Genomic DNA, 24,262 nt, shown 5'->3' with positions numbered 1-24,262 from the left:
CGCGCGCACATCGAAGGTGAGGGACAGCGTCCATGGTGTTCAGGGGAACCAGCGAACCGGATGCGGCGAGACGTGCGACCGGCACCCGCCGCTGCCTTGTGAGTCGTCCGCCGACCTGCCACCGCACCGCCCACGGAGGCATACGGTGAGTCCCACGGCGGGCCTGACGACAGCCCAACCGGATGTCGTCGAACCGGTGACGGTCGCCGTCATCGGCACCGGAGCCATCGGCCGTGATCTGGTCAGCAAGATCGACCGGTCGCCCGCCCTGGACTGCCGGCTGGTCGCCGGTCGCAATCCGGAGTCGGCGGGCCTGCGGTACGCGGAGAGCCTCGGCTACGCCACCTCGGCCGCCGGCATCGAGGCCGTACTCGCTGCGGCCCGCCCGTTCGACGTCGTCTTCGACGCCACCAGCGCCGCAGCCCACCGGGACCACTGGCCGCTGCTGGAGCCGCTCGGAACGCTGGTGATCGACCTGACGCCCAGCAAGATCGGGCGGATGGTCGCGCCCACGGTGACCGGGGTGTCGGCGGCGACCGGACGCAACGTCAACCTGATCAGCTGCGGCGGACAGGCGTCCATCCCGGTCGTGCACGCGCTCGCGGCCCGCTTCCCGGTGACGTACCTCGAGGTCGTCTCGACCGTCGCCAGCGATGTCGCGGGCCGTGCGACCAGGCTGAACCTCGACGAGTACGTGGCGACCACCGGTCACGCCGTGACGGCGTTCTCCGGCGTGGCCGACGTCAAGGCGATCCTCAACATCAGCCCGGCGGTGCCGCCGGCGACCTTCCGTACGGCCGTCCACGCCCGCATGGCCGGCGCCGACCCGGCGGCGGTGCGCGCGGTGGCCGAACGGGCGGCCGAGGAGGTGCGGTCCTTCGCCCCCGGCTACGAGGTCACCGCCTGCACCGCGGCTGGCGACCGGGTGACGATCACCCTCCAGGTCATGGCGCACAGCGACGTCCTGCCGCCGTACGCCGGCAACCTCGACATCATCAACTCCGCCGCCGTCCTGGTCGCCGAGCAGTACGCGGCCCGGCCGGAGCGCATGTCCCGGACAGGGGTGGCCTCATGACACGGGTGGTGATCCACGACCCCACGCTGCGGGACGGCCAGCACGCGGTCCGGCACCAGCTCGGACCGGCCGCGCTGCGCCGCTACGCGGAGGCGGCGGACGCGGCGCGGATCCCGGTGGTGGAGGTCGGCCACGGCAACGGCCTGGGTGCCTCCTCGCTGCAGGTCGGGCTGGCCGCCGCGGCGGACGACGAGATGCTGTCGACCGTCCGGGAGGCGCTGCGCCACAGCCGGATGGGCACCTTCATGCTGCCCGGCTGGGGTACCTCCGACGACCTCCGGCGGGCGATCGCCCACGGGGTCGACGTCTTCCGCGTCGGCGTGCACGCCACCGAGACCTCGCTGGCCGAGCGCCATCTGGGCTTCCTGCGGGATGCCGGCGCCGAGGCCCACTGCGTACTGATGATGAGTCATATGGCCACCCCCGGCGAGCTGGCCGAGCAGGCCGCACGGGCCGTCGGGTACGGGGCCCAGGCCGTGGGGATCATGGACTCCGCGGGCCACTTCCTCCCACCGGACGTCACCGCGCGGATCGGCGCGATCGTCGGGGCGGTCGGCACCACCCCGGTCATCTTCCACGGGCACAACAACCTCGGCATGGCCGTCGCCAACTCGGTGGCCGCGGCCGAGGCCGGCGCCCTGATCATCGACGGCTGCGCCCGCGGCTTCGGCGCCGGGGCGGGCAACACCCAGCTCGAGGTGCTGGTCCCGGTGCTGGAGCGGAGCGGGTTCGCCACCGGTATCGATCTGTACGCGCTGCTGGACGCCGCCGACCTCGCCGAGCGGGAACTCATGCCCGCACCTCCGGTGACCGCGTCGATGAGCATCGTCAGCGGCCTGGCCGGGGTGTTCTCCGGATTCAAGCACCGGGTCGTCGAACTCTCCGCGGCCGCCGGGGTGGACCCGCGTGACGTCTTCTTCGAACTCGGCCGGCGGCAGGCCGTCGCCGGCCAGGAGGACCTGATCGTGGACGTGGTGGCGGAGCTGAGCGGCCGCGGGACCGACGGCTGACGGGCGAGTCAACCGGCTTTTCGACAAAGGGGAGGACAGACGACATGGCAGTACCGGACGCTGTGCCCGAGTCGAGGGGGACGGCGGGTGTGGAGGTCACCCGCATGTCGTTCGACGCGTTCACGGCCGTCGGCCCCCGGGGGCTGTTCAAGGCCGACCGGCCCGTGGTGATCAAGCTGCCGAGCAGTGTGCAGGGACTCGGCAGGAACGAAGTGGCGGCGCGCCTGGCCGAGATGACCGTCACCCTGTTCACCGAGCCCGGCGACAAGAACCACCCGGGCCGCTGGGAGACACGGGACATCAAGCTCCGCGAGTTCTTCGCCGACGAGCGGCACCTGAGCAGCCCGGACACCTGGCACCGGGTGGTGTCCAACATCCGCAGCAGCCCGGCCGACGTGAACGCCGTCATCGGCTTCGACGCGGGCGAGCTCTTCGGCTACGGCGACTCCCTCTACGCGGCCAACCTGTGGATCAGCCACCGCGGCGTGTTCACCAAGAACCACTTCGACGAGTTCGAGAACTTCAACATCGCGCTGGAGGGCCGCAAGCGGTTCATCGTCGCTCCCCCCGGTGTGCGGGCCTACTACCCGAGGTCGGTACTGCGCGGGTTCGGCGACAAGTCCCGGGTGGTCGACCTCGACGACGTCGACCTGGAGCGCTACCCGAGGCTGGCCGCCAAGCTCGCCCAGCGCCGCGACTTCGTCCTGGAGCCGGGCCACATGCTCTACCTGCCGCTCGGCTGGTGGCACCAGGCCGAGTCGCTGGACGACATCAACATCAACGTCAACTTCTGGCTCAAGTCCAAGAAGATCCTCCACCGGCCGCACGTGCTCGGCGTCGCGCTGTACACGTACGCCTACCGGAGGTTCAAGGGCGTCTACAGCTACCAGCCCACCGAGGTGAACTCCTGATGAGCGAGCGCAAGACCATCACCCCCACCCACCGGTACCGCGACAACGACAGGCTCATCGGGATCGGCAACACCTTCTGGAACATGTCCTACGAGCACGGGGTCGCCGGCATCGTCGGCGACCTCGAGGACGGCGTGTTCCACATGCCCGACGGGCACGAGTTCGTCAACTTCACGGTCTGCTCCTACCTGGACCTCGACACCCACCCCAAGGTCATCGACGGCGCGGTCGCCTCGCTGCGCCGCTTCGGCGTGCTGGACCACTGCATCCCGCGCACCCGCGTCCAGACGCCGGTGCTGCTGGAGCTGGAGGAGTCGCTGGGCGAGCTGTTCGGCGCCATGGTGATCAGCGCCATCTCCACCGCGGCGGCCAGCACCGGGCTGCTGCCGCTGGTCGCTTCGGGCCACCTCGGCAACGGCACCCGGCCGCTGATGGTCTTCGACAAGAACGCCCATGTCTCGATGGCCAACGCCAAACCGAGCTGCGCCGACGAGACCGAGGTGGTGACCTGCCGCCACCACGACCTCGACTTCCTCAAGGACATGTGCCGCAGCTACGAGCGCGTCTGCTACGTGGTGGACGGCTCGGACAGCCTCGGCGGCTACGCGCCCGTCGACGAGCTCGCCGAACTCCAGGAGAAGTACAACCTGCTGGTCTTCTACGACGACTCGCACTCGCTGTCCGCGTACGGTGAGCGCGGCATCGGCTACGTCCGCTCGCACTCCCCGGTGCTGGACGAGCGCACCATCACCGTGGCGACCCTGAGCAAGGGCTTCGGCGCCGGCGGCACGGCGATCCTGCTCGACGGGTACGCCCAGGACACCCGGCGGCTCATCGAACGGTTCGCCGGCCCGCTCGGCTACTCGCAGAAGATGAACGCCGCCGCGGTCGGCGCGGCGCTCGCCTCGGCCGAGATCCACCGCACCGACGAACTCACCCGGCTGCAGGGGCGCCTGCGGTCCCGCATCGCGCTGTTCGACTCGCTGGTCGCGACCGCCCAGTCCGGCAGCAGCTACCCGATCCGGGTGGTGCCGATGAGCGACGAGACGGTCGTCGACGCCGCCAAGCAGGTCTTCGCGGCCGGGTTCTACACCTCGCCGGTGTTCTTCCCGATCGTCGCCCGCGGCACCGCCGGTCTGCGGGTCATGCTGCGGGCCGGCCAGACCGAAAAGCAGATCACGCGGCTCTGCTCCGCACTGGTCGAGGCCGGGGCGCGTCCCGCGGCCCCGCTGCCCGAGCCGGTGACCCGGTGACCGGCGCGGCGCGGGCGATCCCGCGCAGCATCCTGTACACGCCCGCGCTGTCCCTGGAACGCGTGGTGAAGGCCTGGTCGTACGACGCGGACGTCCACCTGGTCGACCTCGAGGACTCCGTACCGCCCGCGGACAAGCCGGCCGCCCGCGCGGTCTGCCGGGCCGCGCTGGAGAAGTCGGCGCGCCCGGCGAACGTCGCCGTACGCGTCAACGAACTCGGCAGCCTCGCGGCGGTGCACGACGTGCTGATGCTGACCGACAGCCCGGTGCGGCCCGGCATCGTCGTGATGACGATGGTGACCTCGGCCGCCGAGGTCGACCTGCTGCGCCGGATGCTGGCGTCGGCTGACGCGCACCCGGAGATCTATGTGACGGTGGAGACGGTCGAGGCGGTCACCGGCATCGACGCCATCGCGCGCGCCGCCGACGGCCTGGTGCTCGGCTCGGCCGACCTGGCCGCCACCATCGGCGTCGAGATCACCTGGGAGGCCATGCTGGCCGCCCGGCAGGCGATGGCGATGGCCTGCGCCCGGCACGGCACGGCGTGCGTCGACACCGCCAACTTCCGGCTCGCCGAGCCGGCCGCCCTCGCCGAGGAGACGACCCGGGTGCGGGCACTCGGCTTCCACGGCAAGGCGACGGTGCACCCGGCCGAACTCGACGTGATCAACCGCACCCTGCGGCCCCGGCCCGACGAACTGGCACGGGCGCGCCGGGTGGCGGAGGCCGTGACGGCGGCCGACGGCGGGATAGCCGTCCTGGACGGCAACATGGTCGGCCCGCCGTTCGCCCGGCTGGCGCGCACCACGGCGGCCCGCGGGGAGGCCTGGACGGACCGGTTCGGCGGCGACGGCGGAACCGCATGACCGCACCGGTGATGATCCATGCCGCCGACATGTCCGGCACCCGGCGGATGACCCGGGTCATCGACGTGCTCGGCGAGATGTTCGCCGACCTGGCCGCGGGCCGGACCCGGTCCCCGGCCCGCACCGTCGTCGACCACGGCGACCGGCGCGTCCTGCTGGTCAGCCCCGCCGTCTGGGAACGGCGCGGCGTGGGCAGCGTCAAGGTCACCACGCTCACCCCGGACAACCCGGCACGCGGACTGCCGCTGATCCACGGCATCGTCGCGCTCACCGACCTGGAGACGGGGCAGATCACCGCCCTGCTGGACGGCGCCGAGCTCACCGCCGTCCGCACCGGAGCGGTCACCGCCCTGGCGACCCGCCGGTGCACTCCCGACGACACCGACACCATGGCGGTGATCGGCGCGGGGGTGCAGGCGCGCGCCCTGATCCGGGCGACGGCCGCGGTGCGCCCGATCCGCACCGTCCGGATCCACTCGCGCACCCGTGCCGGGGCCGACCGGCTCGCCGACTGGGTCCGGGGCGCCGCACCCCGTCCGATCCGCGCCGTGGTCTGCGACAGCGCGCGGGACGCCGTCGCCGACGCGCCGATCGTCTGCACCGCCACCTCGACGTCCGACGGCACGCCGGTGGTGGAGGCGGACTGGGTGGCCCCCGGCGCGCATGTGAACGTGATCGGCGGAACCCACCCGGACGCCGTCGAACTCGACCCGGCCCTGCTGGCCGGTGCCATGACGGTCGTCGAGGACCGGACCGCGGCGCTGGACGGCGCGGGCGAGGTCCGGGCCGCCGTGGCCGGCGGGCTGATCCGGGCCGAGGACCTGCACGAGCTGGGCCGGCTGGTGAGCGGCGGGGCCGACCCCGGCGGCCGCACCTCGGTCCTGCGCACGGTCGGCATGGCCGTGGAGGACACCGCGGCCGCGGTGGCGCTGTTCGAGCCGCGCCGTGCCGCCGGACGGGGAACGGGAGGACCGCCCGCCGTTCCGCCACCAGGGGAGGGAGTGCCGGATGGACACGTATGAGGATCTCGGTACGGCGAACGGGCATCCGTGGTTCGGCCGCCACCGGCTGCGGCCCGCCGCCCCGGCGGACACGATCCGGCAGCTGCTGCGGCACGAACTCCGGGACACCGGCTGGCCGTACCAGCGGCTCCTCCCCGCGGCCCCGATGGCGATTCCGCGCGCGTCCTACGCCGAGATCTTCCGGGCGAGCGCCGCCCTAATCGAACTGCTGCGCCGGACCGCCCTGGAGACCGGAGCCACCACCGCCGAGCGGCTGGCGGCCTACGGCATGCCCGCCACCGAGAACCGGCTGTGGATGCGCGACCCGTTCGTCGAGGAGCGGTACGCCGACTGCGTGGTCCGCCCGGATCTGGTCATCGGCCCGGACGGGCCCCGCTTCCTGGAGTTCAACGTCAGCGGGGCGCTCGGCGGCGTGGTGGAGACGCAGAGCCGGCTTGCGGTGTGGCGCCGGCTCCACGCCGACGAGGACGGCCGGACCCCGTTCCGTTCGCCCAGCCCGTTCGCCGTGCGCGCCGAGATGTTCCGTTCGCTGAGCACCGAACTGGCGCTGGCACCGCGGGTGGCCGTCGTCGGCAGCGCCCGGGTGACGGGCGTGGAGCGGCGGTACTTCGAGATGGAGGCCGACTACTGCAACGCGCACGGCCTGACCGCGCGCTTCTTCGAGCCGGAGGAGCTGCACCAGGCGTGGGACTGCGCCCCGCGGCTGCGCCATCCGGTCGGACTGCGGAACTTCACCATCCCGGACTGGCTGGAGGCGGGCCTCGACACCGCGCCGGTCCAGGACGCGCTGGACAACGGCTGCCTGCTGGTGGGCACCCAGACGTCGACCTTCCTGCACAGCAAGCTCACCATGGGCCTGCTGTCGGAGGGGCGGCCCTGGATGACCGGGGCCGAACGCGACCTGGTCGAGACGTACCTGCCGTGGACGCGGGTCCTCTCGGAGCGGAAGACCGACCGCGAGGGCCGGCGGGTCGACCTGCTCCCGTTCGTGCTGGGGAACCGGCACCGGCTGGTGCTCAAGGCCGGCCTCGGGGAGAGCGGGAAGCAGGTGGTGATCGGCCGCGAGGTGGACCAGGCCGGGTGGGAGTCCGCCGTCGGCGACGCCGTCGGCGCCGGCAGCGTGGTGCAGGACTTCGTGGAGCCGCAGACCTGCCGGGTCGCCCTCATCGCCGACGGCTCCGACGAGCCGCACGACGCCGAGGTCGCCCCGGTGCTGGGCCCCCTGGTGTTCGGCGGCCGCCCGGCCGGGATGTTCTGCCGGTTCTACGGCGACGGTACCGCCGGCATCGTCAGCGTCCGGGCGGGGACGAGCAGCTCCGACAACGTGATGGTGGTGATCTGACGGCGGCCGCCCACGCACCGCCCCCGCGTCCCGGCGACCGCGGCGACCGCGCCGTTTGCGCCGACCCCGTTCAGCGACAGCACCGGAGTGAGACCGCATGACCCTGCGCCACGTCAAGGACAACGAGTACGCCGAGGAACACGGCGGGGACTACGAGGACTTCGAGCCCGGCATGGTGATCCGGCACTGGCCGGGCCGCACCCTCTCCGAGGCCGACAACACCTGGCTGACCCTGCTGACGATGAACCAGCACCCGCTCCACTTCGACCGGCACTACGGCGCCGGCGCCGAGTACGGGAAGGTCCTGGTGAACAGCGGCATCACGCTGTGCCTGGTCGGCGGGATGACCGTACAGGCGCTGTCGGCGAGGGCGGTGGCCAACCTGGGCTGGGACAGGGTCCGGCTGAAGAGCCCCGTCTTCGTCGGCGACACCCTGTACGCCACGAGCCGGATCCTCGACAAGCGGCTGTCCCGGTCACGTCCGGGGCAGGGCATCATCACGGTGGAGACCACGGGCACGAAGGCGACGGGGGAGACCGTCATCGTCTTCGAGCGGTCGTTCATGGTCCGCTGCCGCGAAGGGGCGGACCCGGCAGCGGACCGGTGACCCGGGAGTGCCGCCGCCCTGCGCGACGGCCGTTGCGGACCAACGGTTCTGAGTGATCGTCAGTTCGATGCACAGGGGGCCCGAACGGTCGGTCGGTCTGACAGGATGGCCGGCATGACGAGCGAGAATCAACCCAAGGCCGGCCACCGCGGCACTCCCACCAGCACCGAGTTCCGCGAGTTCATGGCTTCCGGATGGGCCGCCGACGACCGTTCGCCCACGCCCCGTGCCGAGGTGGCCGGCCATGCGGCCCGCCGGCGGGCGGCCGTGTCCCGTCGATTTCCCGGCGAGCGGCTCGTCATCCCCGGCGGCGGCCTGAAGGTGCGCAGCAACGACACCGACTACACCTTCCGTCCGCACACCGCCTTCGCCCACCTGTCCGGGCTCGGCGCACACGCCGAGCCCGACAGCGTCCTGGTGCTGCACCCCCGCCCCGAGGGCGGCCACCACGCCGTGCTGTACTTCCGGCCACCGGCCCCGCGGGACACCGAGGAGTTCTACACCGACTCCCGGTACGGGGAGTTCTGGGTCGGCTCCCGGCCGGCCGTCGCCGACGTCGAGTCGCAACTCGGGCTCACCGCCCGCCACATCGACTCGCTCGCCGACGATCTGGCCAAGGACGACGCCGCCGCCCGGCTGCGGGTGGTCCGGTCGGCCGACCCGCAGCTCGCCGAACTCGTCGGCACCACCCGCGCCCAGGCGGGCACGGCCCTGTCCGGCGAGGAGCAGGAGGAGGCCGACGAGGAACTGGCCCGCCATCTGTCGGGCATGCGGATCGTCAAGGACGAGTGGGAGATCGGCGAGATGCGCAAGGCGATCGCCGCCACCCACGAGGGGTTCGAGGCGATCATCGCCACCCTGCCGGAGGCCGTGCGCAAGGAGCGCGGCGAGCGGTGGGTGGAGGGGATGTTCGGCCTGTACGCCCGGCACCGGGGCAACGGCGTCGGGTACGAGTCGATCTGCGCGTCAGGAGACCACGCCAACACCATCCACTGGACGAGGAACACCGGCGAGGTCCGGGACGGCGACCTGATCCTGATCGACGCGGGTATCGAGGTCGACTCCCTGTTCACCGCCGACATCACCCGCACCCTTCCGGTGAACGGCCGCTTCACCGACGTACAGCGCAAGATCTACGACGCGGTCCACGAGGCCCAGCAGGCCGGTATGGCGGCGGTGCGGCCGGGCAACAGGTTCAGCGACGTCCACGCCGCCGCGAACGAGGTCGTCGCACGCCGCCTGCACGAGTGGGGGCTGCTGCCCGACGGAGTCACGCTCGAGCAGACCCTCGACCCGGAGCACGGCGGCTGGCACCGCCGCTGGATGGTCCACGGGACCTCCCACCACCTGGGCATGGACGTGCACGACTGCCAGCTGCTGCTGCGCGAGGACTACATGGACGGCGAGTTGAGGCCCGGCATGGTCCTCACGGTCGAGCCGGGCCTGTACTTCAAGGCGGACGACCTGCTGGCACCGGAGGAGTTCCGCGGCATCGGGGTGCGCATCGAGGACGACGTCCTGGTGACCGAGGACGGCTGCGAGAACCTGTCCGCCGCGATGCCGCGCGGCTCCCACGAAGTGGAGGAGTGGATGGCGCGGGTGTCGGGCACGACAGGAGAGCGAAGCCCGCGGTAGGACTCGCGCACGCGCTCCCCGGCTGCGCCGCGCCGGTGGTCCGTCAGGGTCCGGCGCGGCGCGGCTGAGGGCGGGGTGCGTTGTGGAGCAAGCCGAGGTACTTCGCCGAGCGCAATCTGACGGCACTCTGGTCGAACTATGCCGAGCTCGGGTACCGCCGCCTGATCTACACGCAGACGGTGAGCGTTCTGGCTGAGAGCGAGGGCGCGGCGAGCCCCCGGCCGCCGGCGGCCCCGGACGTGCTCGCAGCCCCCGTGCCGTGCTCACCGTTCCCCGTCGCCCGTGCCGTGCTCGTTGTCGCCGGATACACCCGTCTCACCGCGCCGCGGGTGCCTCACGGCCGGGTGGACGGCTTTGATCCGCGTCTTCAGCGGCACGGCGCGGCTCGCCCGAACCGACCGGGTGCCGCGCCGTGCCCGTGCTCCCAGGCTGCCGGCCCCCGACCGCTCCTGCGGTCCGCGCTCAGCGTGCCGCGCGGGTGGCCCGGCCGACGGACTCCACCAGCGGCAGCATCCGGTGCGGCACGCGTTCGCGCAGCGCCATCTCCGTCCGGGTGCGGACGACGCCCGGAAGATTGATCAGACGCTGGATCACATCCTCCAGATGACCATTGTTCCGGGCGACGACCCTGGTCAGCAGGTCTCCACCGCCCGTGATGGAGAACGCCTCGACGATCTCCGGCACCTCGGCCAGTGCATCGCCCACCTCGTCGAGATGTCCCTGCGTGACCTCGATGTGGACGAACGCCAGCACCGGATGACCGAGTGCGGCGGGAGACAGCACCGGGCCGGTACCCGTGATCACGCCGTCGCGTTCCAGCCGGTCGATCCGGGCCTGGAGGGTGCCGCGCGCGATGCCGAGGATCCGGGCGTACTCCCGCACGCTGGTGCGCGGCTGATCGATCATCAGCCGCAGGATGCGGGTGTCGAGCTCGTCCACCGCCATGGCCGTCGGCCTCCCTGCAGCCCGCCGTTCTTCCTCGTGACTGTACCAATGGCCCAGCCGACGGGGCGGGCGCTCATCCCGGGGCGGTGCCGCCGGGTGGGCTCAGGTCTCCTCCTCCAGCCGGATGGCGGCCTTCAGGTCCTCGTGCGCCTTGCCGCCCTGGTCCCGGTGGGCTTCGAGGATCGCGGCGGCGATGGCGTCCAGTTTCCGCTGGATCGCACGCTCACCGCGGAGTTCCGAGTTCTTCAGCAGCGCCAGGAGCATCAGGGTGACGGCGGTCATGCACTCACCGGCGAAGATCTTCCACTTCAGGGAGACGTCGGCGAAGTGCACCCCGACGACGGTGAACACCAATAGCAGGCAGAAGCCGAAGAAGATCGGTGAACTGGTGAGGTTCGAGACCTTCTCCGCCAGCCGCTCGAAGGTGCCCGGCGTGGGCCCGCCTCGGTCGGCGGGATGCTTCGTGGTCATCGGTCACTGTCTCCTTCCGGGCCGCTCAGGACGCCTGCGACACCACTCGGCTCGGCCTCTGAACCGTGGTACCCCCCGCTCCGGCGGTCCGCACGCGGCACGCGGGGCGGGCGCGGGTCTCCCGCCCCCGCGACCGGGCGCACGGCCGAGGCGGAACCGGCGCGCGCCCGACGACGGGTTGGTCCCCGCGTTGCCGCGGTACCCGTGGAGCATGCCCGACGACATTCCGGAAGGAGCGCGGCGCGAGACGGAGCTGGAACGGGCGGACCGCAACTTCGTCGAACTGCTCCAGGAGCTGAGGGTGGTCCAGACCGGGGTGCAGATCCTCTTCGCCTTCCTGCTGACGCTCGCGTTCCAGGCCCGCTTCCCCACGCTCGACCCGTTCCAGCGCGGCACCTACGTGACCGCACTGGTACTCGCCGTGATCGCCGCGGCCCTCTTCACCGCGCCTGCCGCGGTCCACCGCGCGCTGTTCCGCCGGGGTGCGAAGCGGGAGGTCGTGTCGGTCTCGTCGCGGCTCGCCGGCATCGGCCTCACCGTGCTCTCGCTGGCCCTGACCTCCGCCGTGCTGCTCGTCGTCGACGTCGTGTACGGAACGCCCGCGGGGATCGCCGCCGCCGCGCTGACGCTGCTCGTCTGCACCGGGCTGTGGTGGCTGCTGCCGGCGCTCATGGGCCGGAGCGGTACGGAAGCGGGCACGGAGGGCACGCGGGCGAGGGGGCACGGGCGCGGCGCGCCCCCGGCCGACGGTGGCGGATCCGGTGACTGACGGTGGCGGATGCGATGGCCGTCGGCGGCGGATCCGGTGGCTGACCCGGCGCCCCGGAACCGGTCCGTTGGCCCGGAACTGGTCCGTTGGCCCGCCGGGCCGCTCGCCCGGCTCCACAGCGATGGGCCAATGGCTCACCGGATCGACCCTGGCTTGAGCCAGTGGGGCATGAGGTGCTCTCATATACCTGTCGATGGCGCTGCGGACTCCGCGGCGCCTTTTTCATGCCGGGACGCCGGCACACGTCGAAAGGGGCGGGCAGCAGTGCTGAAGAGGGTGTTCGTGGCTCCGGACCCAGGGCTGCTGCGGCTGCGCAGCGCCACTCGGGCCGTCCTCGGCATCGGGGCGGCCGTGGCCGTGTGCGCGCTCACCGGCCACACGCTGACCGCGGTCATGACGGGCGGGCTCGCAGCGCTCCTGGCCCTCTTCACGGTCACCGACCCGAGGGTCCGCGACCAGGCCGTCACCACCGCCCTGCTGCCCGTGGTGGGCCTGCCCGTACTGGCGCTGGCGACCGGCCTGCACGCCGCTCCGTGGGCGCGCGACGCGGCCTTCGTGGCCGTCGCCGGCGCCGCGGTGTACGCGCGGCGCTGGGGCCCGCGCGGGCACGCCCTCGGGGTCTTCGCCTTCATGACCTTCTTCGTGACGCAGTTCCTGCGCGCGGTGCCCGCACAGCTCCCGGAGCTCTGCTCCTCCGTCCTCCTGGGCGTTCTGGCGGCCTCCGCCGTCCGCTTCGGCGCCTGGTGCTTCGAACGGCGCCTGACGCCGCCCGCCGCGCCCGCGCTGCCGCCGGGAACGGGACTGGCCCGGACGACCACCCGGCAGGCCGTGCAGGTGAGCGTCGCCGGGGCGTTCGCCCTCGCCACCGGCCAGCTGCTCTCCGACGAGCGCTGGTACTGGGCCGTGGGCGCCGCCTGGTGGATCTTCGTCAACACCAGCGCGCGCGGAGAGACCCTCGTCAGGGGCTTCCGCAGGCTTCTCGGCACCGTCCTCGGCATCGCCGCGGGCCTGGTCGTCGCCATACCCGTCCAGGGCGCGCTGCTGCCGACGACCGTCCTGGTCCTGGCGTGCGTCTTCGGGATCTTCTACAGCGCCCCGGTCTCGTACAGCTGGATGATGTTCGCGGTGACGCTGCTGGTCTCGCTGCTGTACGGGCTGCTCGGGGCCCTGGGGCCCGCCCTGCTCGCGCTGCGCCTCGCCGAGACCGCGGTCGGCGCCCTCAGCGCGGCGCTGGCGGTGGCGTTCGTCCTGCCCGTCACGACCCACTCGGTGACCAACGCCTGGATCCGGCTGGCGGTGCGCTGCGTCCACGAGTGCACCACGGTCGCGATGCGCAGGCTGGCGGGGGACGAGACCGCCGACCCGGCGCCGCGGGCCGCGGAGCTGGAGCAGCTGCTCGCCCGGGTCCGGATGTCCCTGGCGCCCCTGGTCCACCCGTTCAGCCCGCTGCGCGCACGCAAGGCCCGGGCCAGGCAGGTCCTCGCCCTGCTGGACGACTGCGCCCGGGAGGTACGCGGTCTGGCCGCCGTCGCGGCGGACCCGTACGCCTCCCACGACGCCAGGCTGGCCGCGGCCTGCTGGCGGGTCGAGGCCGCCGTGCACGCACTGGAGCCGGACTCCGGGCCCGGGCGCGCGCCCGCTCCCGCCGGGCCCGGGGCCGCCCCGCACCACCCCGCCGCCGAGGCCGCGCTCTCGCACCTGGACGGTCTGGAGCGGGCCCTCTCCGGGCTCGCCACGCCGCTGCGCAGCTCCCCCCGCGCGCCGCTCACCGCCGTCTGAACGCGCCCCGGACGCCGGCCCGTCCGCGGCGCCCCGGCCGGTCCCGTGTGACCGGCCGGCTGCCCCGAACCGTACGAGCCACGCCCCGCCACCACCGCCGGCCTCGCCACCGCCGCCGCCACCGGCACCGGCAGCGCACCGTACGTGCCGCGCCCGGCCACCGGCACCGCATCGCACGACCCGCCTGCGCGGATCGCCGGCCGCCCGGCGTGCCGGGTGCGGCGGTGAGCCGGCCCGTCCGCCCTGGCACCGGCGCGCGTTCGGACGCACGCCGGTACGCGGCGGGCCCCCGCGCGCCGGGCGGCGGCTCCCGGCCGGGCACGTGCATCTGGCATTCACAGGGTGGATCAGGCCCGGTTCGGGGTAGATCGGGCGGCATCCACAACGCCTTCACACACCGGGGTGCGCACATGCGGAAGTTCCTTCGTAGAGCCGCCGTCCGCGAGTTCCGCCCGCCTGATCCCCAGCCGGCCGGAGCCCAGCCCGTCCGAACGGAGCCGGTGCCTCCGCCGGGGCAGTGCCCGGTCAGCCGTTCCGGGCCCGGGGGAACGGCCCCCGTGCAGCCCGCACCGGCGGCCGACCCTGCGCAACTGCGGCAGGAGGCAGAGGAGTTCCTGCGGCTGTACCACCGGGAGGAACGCGGGGCGGGCGACCCGGCGGCCCGGATAGCCGCCGTGCGCGCCGAGATAGACGCCACCGGCACATACCGCCACACCACCGACGAACTCGCCCACGGGGCGCGCGTCGCCTGGCGCAACAGCAACCGCTGCATCGGCCGCCTCTACTGGCGCTCCCTGCGGGTCCGGGACCGCCGCGACGTGCGCGACGCCGAGACCGTCGCCGCGGAGGCCGCCGCGCATCTGCGCGAGGCGACCAACGGCGGGCGGATCCGGCCCGTCATCACGGTCTTCGCGCCCGACGCCCCCGGCCGCCCCGGCCCGCGCATCTGGAACGAGCAGCTGGTGCGGTACGCGGGCTACGCGGACGACGGCGGCCGGTGCACCGGCGACCCGCGCAACGCCGGGCTCACCGCGTACGCGACGGGCCTCGGCTGGCCGGGCGGTCCCGGTACGCCGTTCGACGTACTGCCGCTGGTGCTGCAGGGCAGCGACGACAAGCCCCGCTGGTTCGAACTGCCGGACGACGCCGTGCACGAGGTGTTCCTGCGCCACCCGGAGGACGACTGGTTCGCCTCCCTCGGGCTGCGCTGGCACTCGGTTCCCGCCATCTCCAACATGTGCCTGGAGATCGGCGGCATCTGCTATCCGGCGGCGCCCTTCAACGGCTGGTACATGGGCACCGAGATCGGCGCCCGCAACCTCGCCGACACCGACCGGTACGACCTGCTGCCGGTCGTCGCCGCGCGGCTGGGCCTCGACACCTCCACCGACCGCACCCTCTGGAAGGACCGGGCGCTGGTCGAACTCAACCGGGCCGTGCTGCACTCCTTCGACAGCGCCGGGGTGACGGTCACCGACCACCACACGGAGTCGCGCCGCTTCCTCGCGCACCTGGAGCAGGAGACGGGGCGGGGGCGCCGGGTGGGGGCCGACTGGTCCTGGATCGTGCCGCCGATCTCCGGCGCCGCGACCCCCGTCTTCCACCGCACCTACGACACCGTGCAGGCACGTCCCCTGTTCGTGCACCATCCGGAGGCGCTCGCCCGGGCCCGCGGAGAGGAACCGGTGCCGGAGACGGCCTCCGCGCCCGGCCCGGTCTAGCCGGGCGGCGGCGCGGGCGGGCGGCGGGCGGCAAACGGCGACGCGGGCGGACGGTCCGCGCGCCCCGCCCGGGTCCGGGCCTTCGGGCACCGCCGGCCGGGCGCGGGGCACGGGCCGAGGGCGGGAGGCTCGGGAGGGTCGGGAGGGTCGTGGCGGCAGCGAGTGCCCCGAAGCAGCGCGAGCGGACCAGGTGCGTCCGTCGGGCCGTGCGTCCGCCAGGCGGTGCGTCCGTCGGCCGTGGGGCCGCGGGGCCGTCCCGTCCCGGCGTGCGGGCCGGGGCGACGCCGCGCCCGGCTCCGACCCGCCGGCCGGGCACTGACGGGCACCGCGTCCAGGGGGACCGTCGCCGGCCGTACGCGGGCCCGCGCCGTACCCGGCCGTCGCCTGCGCGTCCGGTACGTCCGGTACGTCCGGTGCCGGACCCGCGCCACACCCGGTGCCCGGTGGACCGGCGGTCGGGGCTCCGTGCGGACCGGTCTCCGCACGTGCGCCGGGACCCGAAAGGCCCGCGCCGGGCCCCTCGGGTTCCGGCGCGGGCCCTCCCGTCCCTGCGGAGCGGCGGCCGTCAGCGCGACTGGGCGCCCTGCGGCTGGGGCGCGATCCCCAGTGCGGTCGTGTACTGCGACAGCACCAGCTTGCCGATCGCGGGATAGGCGCCCAGCGGTTCGGCGGCGGGGCAGCCCGCCTCGGCCGCGGCGGCCTCGAGCAGGCCCTCGGGCAGCTCCGGGCCGACCAGGTAGGGCGCGAGCGCGAGCTGGGAGGAGCCGGAGGCGCGCAGTTCCTCCGCCATCGCCGCGATCTCGCCGTCCTGGTCCAGTGCGGCCGCCATGACCGGGACGGCGAGCCGGGCCGCCAGCAGCATTCCGGTGATGCCGGCGGCCTGCACCGCCTCCTCGCCGCCCACCGTGGCCAGGACGATTCCGTCGGCGGCGGTGGCGACCGTGAACAGCCGGGCCCGGTCCGCGCGGGCCAGCCCCGCCTCGGACAGCCGCACGTGCAGGGCCTCCGCGAGCAGCGGGTGCGGGCCGAGGACGTCCGTCAGCTCCGCCGTCGCCCGGCTGTCCAGCACGGCCTGGCGGATCCGGCGGATCAGGGCGCCGTCCGGGCCGGCGAGCAGCGGCACCACGACGGAGGCCGGGCCCTCGGGCTCGGCTACCTCGCGGCCCGCCGCCTTCGCCAGCTCGTAGCGCTCGTCACGCAGCGCGGCGGAACCGGTCAGCACGCTCCCCAGCGTGGGGTACTCGGCGTCGTCGCCGTCGACGTAACCGATGGCGGCCTCGAGGCCGGGCAGCTCGGAACGGGCGATACTGACGACTTCCTCGGCGAGGCCGCGTATCGCGGAGGACGGGGTGCCGGGCACGGCGAGAACGAGGGTCGGCGCGCCCTCGGGTGCCACCACGGGCTCCGGGCGGCGGTGCCGCCCGGGCTGGCGGGGTCGCGGCATTCGTACGGGCAGGCCGGATGCGGGCCCAGTGGGGGAGCTCATGGCGCCGCATGCTACTGGTTTGGTCGTCGTGCCTGCTCAGGGAGGGGGCGGTCGAGTACCGTCTGTCCGTGTTTACCCGATGAGTTCGTTAACGGTTTCCTGTACCGGTCTGGCTGGTAAGGGTGGTTGTGAGTACGAGCAGCCGGGGATCCGGGGGCAGCATGGGCGTCCCGCCGGCGAGCGCCGCGGCGAGGGCGAGTGAACCGGAGAGCGGATCTCCGGCCGCCGACACCGGCCTGGCGTGGGGGAGTTCCCGGGCGAGGGCGTCCCGCAGCGGGACGAGGAGCGGGTCCCCCATCGCGAACAGCCCGCCGGTGAGGGCCACTTGGCAGTCGCCGGCCGAAGGGGCCGGGCAGACGGCCGCGGCCGCCTCCGCGATGTGCTGCGCCGCGTCGGCGAGGATGCGCGCGGCGACCGGGTCGTCGGCGGCGCAGCGGGCCACCTCGGGGGCGAACGAGGCCAGCACGGCGGGCCGGTCCGTCCGCGGGTACAGCAGTCCTGGCAGCGCCGGTGCCGGGCCGAACACGTCCTCCAGCCGCTCCAGCAGCGCCCGGGAACCCCCGGCGCGCCGGTCGTGTGCCCGAAGCGCCGCCTCCAGCCCGGCCCGGCCGATCCAGGCGCCCGACCCGCAGTCCCCGAGCAGATGACCCCAGCCGTCGGCACGGCGCCAGCTCACCAGATCCGTACCGGTCGCGATCATCCCGGTGCCGGCGGCGACGACCGCGCCGGGTCGCCGGCCGAGTGCCCCCGCGTACGCGGTGACCGCGTCGGCGGCGAGCGCCACCCGCCCCACAGCCAGCTCGCGCGCGAGTTCCCCGGGCAGCACGGCCCGCAGCTCGTCCCCGAGGGTCGCCATCCCCGCGGCCCCGATCGCGGCGGCGACCGGAACCGCCACCCCGGCCCGCCGCAGCAGTTCCCGTGCCATCGGCAGCAACTGCTCCAGCAGATGGGCCGCCTCGATCCCGGACGCGCCCGTGCGGACCGGCTCCCCGGACGAGGCGCTCAGCGCGGACGACGGGTCGGCGGCGGGGGCGAGCGCCACCCGCAGACCGGAGCCCCCGGAGTCGGCCCCCAGGACCCAGCCGCCCGCGTCTCCGCCGGTCATGGGAGGCGCCAGTCCACCGGCTGCGCGCCCTGGCGGACGAGTAGTTCGTTCGCCCTGCTGAACGGCCGGGAGCCGAAGAAGCCCCGGTCGGCCGACATGGGGGAGGGGTGCGCCGACTCGATCGCCGGGAGGTTGCCGAGCAGCGGCCGCAGATTGCGCGCGTCGCGCCCCCACAGGACGGACACCAGCGGTGTGCCGCGGGCGACGAGGGCGCGGATGGCCTGCTCGGTGACCTCCTCCCAGCCCTTGCCGCGGTGGGCGGCCGGTTTGCGGGGCGCGGTCGTCAGTGCCCTGTTGAGCAGCAGCACGCCCTGCCGGGTCCACGGGGTCAGATCGCCGTTCGAGGGCCGGGGCAGCCCGAGGTCCGTGTGCATCTCCCGGAAGACGTTCTCCAGGCTGCCCGGCAGCGGCCGCACCTCGGCCGCCACCGAGAAGCTCAGCCCCACGGCGTGCCCGGGTGTCGGATAGGGGTCCTGACCGACGATCAGTACGCGCACCTCCTCGAACGGCTGCTGGAAGGCGCGCAGCACATGCGCGCCCGCCGGCAGGTACGTCCTCCCCGCCGCGATCTCCGCGCGGAGGAAGTCGCCCATCGCGGCGATGCGTTCGGCCACGGGTTCCAGGGCGTCGGCCCACCCCGAATCGACGATGTCCTTCAACGGTCGTGCTGCCACGGGCGTCACTCTACTGGCCGCGCGGGGCGCCTCCTCAACCGACCGCGGCGGCCCGGACACAGAGCACATCCGGCAGGTGGGAGGCGAGCTGCCGCCAGCTGTCGCCGTCGTCCGCGCTCGCGTAGAGCTCGCCGTTGCGGTTGCCGAAGTAGATCCCGGCGGGGTCGGCGCCGTCCGTGCACATCGCGTCGCGCAGCACCGTGCCGTAGTGGTCGCCCTCCGGCAGCCCCCGTGACAGCGGCTCCCAGGTGGCGCCCGCGTCGGCCGTCCGGTACACCCGGCAGCGGCGCCCCGCCGGGACGCGGTCGGCGTCCGCGTTGATGGGGAAGACGTAGGCGACGCCGGGGCGGTGCGGATGGGCGACGACGGCGAAGCCGAAGTCGGACGGCAGGCCCTCGCCGATGTCCGTCCAGGTGGCGCCCCCGTCGTCGCTCCGGTACACCCCCCAGTGGTTCTGGAGGTAGAGCCGGTCGGGGTCGCCGGCGTCCTGGGCGATCTTGTGGACGCACTGGCCGAACTCCGGGTTCGGGTCGGGCAGGAAGACCGCCGACACCCCGTCGTTGGACGGGCTCCAGGCGGCGCCTCCGTCCAGGGTGCGGAACACCCCCGCCGCGGAGACCGCGACGGTCACCCGGTGGGGGTCCCGGTGGTCGGTGACCACCGTGTGCACGGCCTCTCCGCCGCCGCCCGGCACCCACTTCGCGCGGGTGGGGTGCTCCCAGAGCGGCCGGACGAGCTCGAACGTCTCCCCGGCGTCCTCCGAGCGGAACAGCGCCGCCGGCTCCGTCCCCGCGTAGACCACGCCGGGGGCCGCGGGACCCGCCGGGTGGAGCTGCCACACCCGCTCCAGGGAGGCCCCGGTGTCCTTGGGGAACTTCACCGCGGGCGCGGCCGGTTCCGTCCAGGTGGCTCCCAGGTCGTCGGAGTGGAACACCGACGGGCCCCAGTGCGCGCTGTCCCCGCCGACCAGCAGCCGCGGCACGGCACCGTGGCGGGTGTCGATCCCGACCGAGTACACGGCCTGGGCGTTGAAGTGGGGGCCGTCCAGCTCCCATCGGCCGTCTCTGCGGTGCCCCAGGAAGAGCCCTTTGCGCGTGCCTACTGCCAGCAGTACGTCGGTCATCGACGACACCTCCAGGACGCCGTTGTCGCGGACAGGGGCCAGTCTGCACCCACCCACTGACAGCGGCCCCCGGAGCGGGCCTTCCCGCAGGTCGGCCCGGCCGTGCCCGGCTGCGGCGCGGTCCGCCCGGTGCGGTCCGGCCCCGGTGCGTTCCGTCCCTGTGCGTCCCGTCCCGTGTGTTTCGTCCCCGGTCCGGCCGCGCCCCGGGGCGCGGGCTCAGACCGAGCGGTGGTACTGCTCCGGGATCCGGACCGTCCCGCCGAGCTCCCCGGCGGCACGGCGGGCCCACGAGGGGCTGCGCAGCAGTTCCCGGCCGAGCAGCACGGCGTCGGCCTCGCCGTTGGCGAGGACCTTCTCGGCCTGCGCCGGGTCGGTGATCAGGCCGACCGCCGCCACCGGCAGCTCCGTCTCGTTCCTCACCCGGGCGGCGAACGGCACCTGGTAGCCCGGGCCCGCCGGGATGCGCACCCCCGCCGCGTTGCCGCCGGAGGAGACGTCGAGCAGGTCCACGCCGTGTTCCCGCAGCAGCGCGGCGAAGCGCACGGTGTCGTCGGCGGTCCAGCCGTTCTCCTCGAGCCAGTCGGTGGCGGAGATCCGGAAGAACAGCGGAAGCTCCTGCGGCCACACCGCGCGTACGGCGTCGACGACCTCCAGCGCGAACCGGGTGCGGTTCTCGAACGAGCCGCCGTAGGCGTCGGTGCGGTGGTTGCTGTGCGGCGAGAGGAACTCGCCGATCAGATAGCCGTGCGCGCCGTGCACCTCCACGACCTCGAAGCCCGCGTCCAGCGCCCGCCGTGCGGCGTCGGCGAACCGGCCGGGCAGTTCGGCGATCTGATCGGCGGTCAGCTCGTCGGGTACCGGGTGCCCCTCGTCGAACGGGACCGGGCTCGGCGCGACCGGCTGCCAGCCGTGGGCGTCGGGACCCACCGGCTCGCCGCCGGTCCAGGGCCGGTCCGTGCTGGCCTTGCGGCCGGCGTGGGCGATCTGGATGCCGGGGACGGTGCCCTGGTCCTTGAGGAAGCGGGTGATCCTGCGGAAGGCGCCGGCCTGGGTGTCGTTCCAGATGCCGAGGTCGTGCGGGCTGATCCGGCCCTCGGGGACGACCGCGGTCGCCTCGACCAGGATGAGTCCGGTGCCGCCGGCGGCGCGTGCGGCGTAGTGGGCGAAGTGCCAGTCGGTGGGGACGCCCGCGTCCGGCCCCGTGGCCTCGGCGCTGTACTGGCACATCGGGGCCATCCACACGCGGTTCGGGATCGTCACGGACCGCAGGGTGTACGGCTCGAACAGTGCGCTCACGGCAGGCTCCATTCACGGCGGGTCGAAGCTCGGGTCGAAGCCCGGGTCGAACTCCGAGTCGAAGTTGACGCTCGTACGATACCCTTCGTAGTACGGCGATTGTCAAACTACGATGCCGACCGTACAAGCGCCGGTACGCGACCGGCGTGCGACCGGTGCCGGGGGTGCCGGGGTGCGAGGCCCGCCGAGGGTCAGCCCGCGCAGCCGTCGAGCGGGCCGAGGTCCAGGTCGGCGGCGTCGAGCTTGGCGGTCAGCGCCGACAGGCGCTCCTGCAGGTCGCCGATCTCCTCCAGGGAGAGTCCGGTGGCCGCGGCGATCCTGCGCGGCACCAGGCCGGCCTGCTCCCGCAGGGCGGCGCCCTCGGCCGTCGGGCGCACGGTGACCGACCGCTCGTCCGCGGTGCTGCGCCGGCGCTCCACGAGGCCGACCGCCTCCAGGCGCTTGAGCAGGGGGGACAGGGTGCCGGAGTCCAGCCGGAGGCGGGCGCCGATCGTCTTCACCGGCAGCTCGCCGTGCTCCCAGAGCACCAGCATCACCAGGTACTGGGGGTAGGTGAGGCCGAGGTCCTTCAGGATCGCGCGGTACACGCCGTTGAAGGCCCGCGAGGCCGCGTGCAGCGAGAAGCAGATCTGGCGGTCGAGGCGGAGGGCCTCGTCCGGTGCGGCGCCGGGTGTCGTCCTCGTGGGGTCGCCGGGTGTCGTCTTCATGGGGTCAGGGTACCCGTCTCGCAAGCAATCGAGTTGTGCGCAATTTAATTGTGTGCTCTAGTTGGGTGGTACGGCCCGCCGCACGGGCCCGGCCCCGACGACCAAGGGATGGTTTTCCATGAACGCGCTGTACACCGCCGTCGCCACCGCGAACGGCCGCGACGGACGCGCCGTCAGCTCCGACGGCCGGCTGGACCTGCCGCTCGCCGCCCCCGCCGCCCTGGGCGGCAGCGGCGAGGGCACCAACCCGGAGCAGCTCTTCGCGGCCGGGTACGCGTCCTGCTTCGCGAGCGCGCTCGGGCTCGTCGGCCGCCGGGCGAAGGTCGACACCGGGGACATATCGGTGACCGCCGAGGTGGGTATCGGCAAGGACGAGGACGGCGGATTCGGGCTGGCCGTGGTCCTGCGGGTCGAGCTGCCCGAGTCGCTCGAGGGTGGCACCGGCGCGCAGCTGGTGGAGCAGGCGCACCAGGTCTGCCCGTACTCCAGGGCCACCCGCGGCAACATCCCCGTCGAGCTGGTCGTCGAGTAGTCCGACCGGCCCGGCGGTGCCACGCGGCCCGGAACCCGTCCGTCAACTACGGCGGCTTTCGTACAATGGCAGCCCCAGCCGAAGTGGAGCCTCCGTGACCACCGCCGCAAGCCCCCGCGAACTCGCCCACCCCGCGCGTGACGAGATCCGGCTCGCGGGTGTGCTGCACGCGCTCTCCGACCCGGTGCGACTGCGGGTGGTGAGCGAACTGGCCGCCGCCGACGCCGAGCTGTCCTGCTCGTACTTCGATCTGCCCGTGACCAAGTCCACGTCGACGCACCACTTCCGGGTGCTGCGGGAGAGCGGGGTGATCCGGCAGGTCTACCGGGGCACGGCGAAGATGAACGGGGTGCGCCGCGACGATCTGGACGCGCTGTACCCCGGCCTCCTCGACGGCGTCCTGACCGCCGCCGCCGCCGAGGCGGCCCGCCACGGCACCGACTGACCGTGCTTCCCCGTACCCGGCCGGGCACGGGGAAGCACGGTCAGCCGGGCACGGGGACGCTATGCCGCGGGAAGCTGCGGAGCCATACCGACACCGGCCGCGCTCAGCAGCCCCTCCCAGTCGGCGATCTTCACCGAGCGGCGGCCCAGCGACCGGCCGAGCGCGCGCTCGGCCTCCTCGATCGCCAGCCAGCCGGGCCACTCCACCGGGCGCAGCCCCGTATCCCTGAGCACGTCCAGTGGTTCGTCCGGCAGCGGGCGCGCCGACAGCGCGGGTGCGTCCTCGAGGACCGACGCCACCGTCTCCTTGGCGCAGGGCCGGTTGGTGCCGATCACCCCGGTGGGGCCGCGCTTGATCCAGCCCGCGACGTACTCGCCCGCGGACGGCGCACCGTCCCGCAGCACCCGGCCGGCCTCGTGCGGCACCGTGCCCCGCGCGGGGTCGAACGGAAGCCCGTCCAGGGGCACTCCGCGATAGCCGACCGCTCGCAGTACCAGCTGGGCCTCGATCTCCTCGTACGCGCCGGTACCGCGCAGCCCGCCCGCGCCGTCCGGCACCGTCCGCTCGAACCGCACCGCGGCGACCCGACCGTCCTCCGCGAGCAGCTCCACCGGGCGCAGGAAGAAGCGAAGCCGGATGCTTCGAGCCCGCGCGCCCGGGGCGTCCTCGCCGGCCGCCGCCCAGCCGCGCACCACGTCGAGGTTGCGCCGGTTGACCGCCGGCAGCGCCGACGCGTCGGCGAACCCCGGGTCCAGGGTGAGGTCGGCCGGATCGACGTGGACGGAGGCGTCCGGCAGCGAGCCCAGCTCCCGCAGTTCCTTCGTGGTGAACTTCGCCTGGGACGGGCCGCGTCTGCCCACCATGTGCACCTGGCGCACCCGGCTGCCGGCCAGGGCGCCGAGCGCGTCGTGCGGTACGTCGGTCGGCCGCAGCTCCGCGGCGCCGCGCGCCAGGATCCGGGTGACGTCGACGGCGACATTGCCCACTCCGATGACCACCGCCGACCGGGCGCCGAGGGCGAACCCGCTGCCCGCTGCGTCCGGGTGGGCGCTGTACCAGGACACGAAGTCGGTGGCCGAGTGGCTCCCCGGCAGATCCTCGCCGGGCACCCCCAGCCTGCGGTCCTTCGCGGCCCCGACGCAGTAGACGACCGCGTGGTAGAGCCGCAGCAGGCCCGCCGGCGTCAGGCCGTGCGCGCCCACCTCGACATGGCCGACGAAACGGATCCGGTCGTCCTCCAGGACCGCCCGCAGGGTGTTCTGCAGGGATTTGATCTTCTCGTGGTCGGGTGCGACCCCGTACCGAACCAGCCCGTAGGGGCACGGAAGCCGGTCCAGGACGTCCACCCGGACGTCCGGCACGAGGGACTGCCGGACGAGGGCCTGAGCGGTGTAGACCCCGCTCGGCCCGGATCCGACGACGGCGACTCGAAGCACGGCTGCGCTCCTTCCGCAGGGTGCTTCCAGCATGGCACCGGGAAGGCCGCCC

Annotated in this window: 23 protein-coding genes; 14 read left to right on the top strand and 9 right to left on the bottom strand. The window is 73.8% G+C overall.

The annotated features are described in order from the left end of the window. The first annotated feature begins 145 nt into the window (after positions 1–145). The 9 genes from DDW44_RS01590 to DDW44_RS01550 all read left to right on the top strand — a co-directional run bounded on the left by DDW44_RS01590 (position 146) and on the right by DDW44_RS01550 (position 9,721). Positions 146–1,075, top strand: a complete 930-nt coding sequence (locus tag DDW44_RS01590) for an acetaldehyde dehydrogenase (acetylating) (RefSeq protein ID WP_108905306.1) — start codon at positions 146–148, stop codon at positions 1,073–1,075. Next, the gene (gene dmpG / locus DDW44_RS01585) at positions 1,072–2,085 is read left to right on the top strand and encodes a 4-hydroxy-2-oxovalerate aldolase (protein ID WP_108905305.1); all 1,014 of its coding nucleotides are present in this window, start codon (positions 1,072–1,074) and stop codon (positions 2,083–2,085) included. The genes DDW44_RS01590 and dmpG overlap by 4 nt, the downstream gene beginning before the upstream one ends. Before the next feature lie 44 nt (positions 2,086–2,129). Next, complete coding sequence (locus DDW44_RS01580; RefSeq protein ID WP_208647924.1) at positions 2,130–2,996, top strand: cupin-like domain-containing protein; 867 nt, start codon at positions 2,130–2,132, stop codon at positions 2,994–2,996. Continuing rightward, positions 2,996–4,249 carry an 8-amino-7-oxononanoate synthase family protein gene (locus DDW44_RS01575; protein WP_108905304.1) on the top strand — a complete coding sequence of 418 codons (1,254 nt, stop codon included), beginning with the start codon at positions 2,996–2,998 and terminating at the stop codon, positions 4,247–4,249. Before DDW44_RS01580 ends, DDW44_RS01575 begins: the two co-directional genes overlap by 1 nt. Continuing rightward, entirely contained in the window at positions 4,246–5,115 is an 870-nt protein-coding gene (locus DDW44_RS01570; RefSeq protein ID WP_018891155.1) for an HpcH/HpaI aldolase/citrate lyase family protein, read from the top strand. The genes DDW44_RS01575 and DDW44_RS01570 overlap by 4 nt, the downstream gene beginning before the upstream one ends. After that, positions 5,112–6,137: an ornithine cyclodeaminase family protein gene (locus DDW44_RS01565; RefSeq protein ID WP_108905303.1), complete on the top strand. Its 1,026-nt coding sequence runs from the start codon at positions 5,112–5,114 to the stop codon at positions 6,135–6,137. Before DDW44_RS01570 ends, DDW44_RS01565 begins: the two co-directional genes overlap by 4 nt. Continuing rightward, positions 6,124–7,479, top strand: coding sequence for a hypothetical protein (locus DDW44_RS01560; RefSeq protein WP_108908699.1), 1,356 nt, complete (start codon positions 6,124–6,126; stop codon positions 7,477–7,479). The genes DDW44_RS01565 and DDW44_RS01560 overlap by 14 nt, the downstream gene beginning before the upstream one ends. 97 nt (positions 7,480–7,576) lie before the next feature. After that, complete coding sequence (locus tag DDW44_RS01555) at positions 7,577–8,086, top strand: MaoC family dehydratase (RefSeq protein ID WP_108905302.1); 510 nt, start codon at positions 7,577–7,579, stop codon at positions 8,084–8,086. Between the two features lie 114 nt (positions 8,087–8,200). After that, on the top strand, positions 8,201–9,721 hold the full coding sequence (locus DDW44_RS01550; RefSeq protein WP_108905301.1) for an aminopeptidase P family protein: 1,521 nt from the start codon (positions 8,201–8,203) through the stop codon (positions 9,719–9,721). Between the two features lie 462 nt (positions 9,722–10,183). Here DDW44_RS01550 and DDW44_RS01545 read toward each other — a convergent pair whose 3' ends face one another. Together DDW44_RS01545 and DDW44_RS01540 are read right to left on the bottom strand one after the other, a co-directional pair. Next, positions 10,184–10,666: an Lrp/AsnC family transcriptional regulator gene (locus tag DDW44_RS01545; RefSeq protein ID WP_108905300.1), complete on the bottom strand. Its 483-nt coding sequence runs from the start codon at positions 10,664–10,666 to the stop codon at positions 10,184–10,186. A 102-nt stretch (positions 10,667–10,768) separates the two neighbouring features. Next, complete coding sequence (locus DDW44_RS01540) at positions 10,769–11,137, bottom strand: low affinity iron permease family protein (RefSeq protein ID WP_108905299.1); 369 nt, start codon at positions 11,135–11,137, stop codon at positions 10,769–10,771. Between the two features lie 211 nt (positions 11,138–11,348). On the opposite strand from DDW44_RS01540, the gene DDW44_RS01535 reads away from it, so the two are divergent. The 3 genes from DDW44_RS01535 to DDW44_RS01525 all read left to right on the top strand — a co-directional run bounded on the left by DDW44_RS01535 (position 11,349) and on the right by DDW44_RS01525 (position 15,406). After that, the gene (locus DDW44_RS01535) at positions 11,349–11,906 is read left to right on the top strand and encodes a DUF6328 family protein (protein ID WP_244223941.1); all 558 of its coding nucleotides are present in this window, start codon (positions 11,349–11,351) and stop codon (positions 11,904–11,906) included. Between the two features lie 264 nt (positions 11,907–12,170). Next, positions 12,171–13,685, top strand: coding sequence for an FUSC family protein (locus tag DDW44_RS01530; RefSeq protein ID WP_108905298.1), 1,515 nt, complete (start codon positions 12,171–12,173; stop codon positions 13,683–13,685). 557 nt (positions 13,686–14,242) lie between these two features. Continuing rightward, positions 14,243–15,406, top strand: coding sequence for a nitric oxide synthase oxygenase (locus DDW44_RS01525; protein WP_108905297.1), 1,164 nt, complete (start codon positions 14,243–14,245; stop codon positions 15,404–15,406). A 565-nt stretch (positions 15,407–15,971) separates the two neighbouring features. On the opposite strand, the gene DDW44_RS01520 is transcribed toward DDW44_RS01525, so the two are convergent. From DDW44_RS01520 to DDW44_RS01495, 6 genes are all read right to left on the bottom strand, one after another. Beyond that, positions 15,972–16,892, bottom strand: a complete 921-nt coding sequence (locus DDW44_RS01520; RefSeq protein WP_108905296.1) for a sirohydrochlorin chelatase — start codon at positions 16,890–16,892, stop codon at positions 15,972–15,974. Positions 16,893–16,980: 88 nt separating this feature from the next. Further along, complete coding sequence (locus DDW44_RS01515; protein WP_108905295.1) at positions 16,981–17,997, bottom strand: N-acetylglucosamine kinase; 1,017 nt, start codon at positions 17,995–17,997, stop codon at positions 16,981–16,983. Further along, positions 17,994–18,671, bottom strand: coding sequence for a uracil-DNA glycosylase (locus DDW44_RS01510; protein ID WP_108905294.1), 678 nt, complete (start codon positions 18,669–18,671; stop codon positions 17,994–17,996). The genes DDW44_RS01515 and DDW44_RS01510 overlap by 4 nt, the downstream gene beginning before the upstream one ends. 34 nt (positions 18,672–18,705) lie before the next feature. Then, positions 18,706–19,794 carry a WD40/YVTN/BNR-like repeat-containing protein gene (locus DDW44_RS01505; protein WP_108905293.1) on the bottom strand — a complete coding sequence of 363 codons (1,089 nt, stop codon included), beginning with the start codon at positions 19,792–19,794 and terminating at the stop codon, positions 18,706–18,708. Between the two features lie 216 nt (positions 19,795–20,010). After that, positions 20,011–21,090: an NADH:flavin oxidoreductase/NADH oxidase gene (locus DDW44_RS01500; RefSeq protein WP_017949337.1), complete on the bottom strand. Its 1,080-nt coding sequence runs from the start codon at positions 21,088–21,090 to the stop codon at positions 20,011–20,013. 191 nt (positions 21,091–21,281) lie between these two features. Next, positions 21,282–21,797 (bottom strand): MarR family winged helix-turn-helix transcriptional regulator, encoded by a 516-nt coding sequence (locus DDW44_RS01495; protein WP_018891179.1) that lies wholly within the window; start codon positions 21,795–21,797, stop codon positions 21,282–21,284. 118 nt (positions 21,798–21,915) lie between these two features. Between DDW44_RS01495 and DDW44_RS01490 the strand changes: the two genes are divergently transcribed. Both DDW44_RS01490 and DDW44_RS01485 read left to right on the top strand, forming a co-directional pair. Then, complete coding sequence (locus tag DDW44_RS01490) at positions 21,916–22,329, top strand: organic hydroperoxide resistance protein (RefSeq protein ID WP_108905292.1); 414 nt, start codon at positions 21,916–21,918, stop codon at positions 22,327–22,329. 94 nt (positions 22,330–22,423) lie between these two features. Further along, a complete protein-coding gene (locus DDW44_RS01485; RefSeq protein ID WP_108905291.1) occupies positions 22,424–22,774 on the top strand; it encodes an ArsR/SmtB family transcription factor in 351 nt (116 codons plus the stop codon). Between the two features lie 59 nt (positions 22,775–22,833). Here DDW44_RS01485 and DDW44_RS01480 read toward each other — a convergent pair whose 3' ends face one another. Further along, a complete protein-coding gene (locus DDW44_RS01480) occupies positions 22,834–24,210 on the bottom strand; it encodes an FAD-dependent oxidoreductase (RefSeq protein WP_108905290.1) in 1,377 nt (458 codons plus the stop codon). Positions 24,211–24,262: the final 52 nt, after the last annotated feature.

It is taken from the genome of Streptomyces tirandamycinicus, from assembly GCF_003097515.1.
In the GTDB taxonomy this organism is placed as follows: domain Bacteria; phylum Actinomycetota; class Actinomycetes; order Streptomycetales; family Streptomycetaceae; genus Streptomyces; species Streptomyces tirandamycinicus.
Note: the sequence above shows the minus strand (reverse complement) of the source record. Positions and strands in the feature narration are given on the sequence as shown.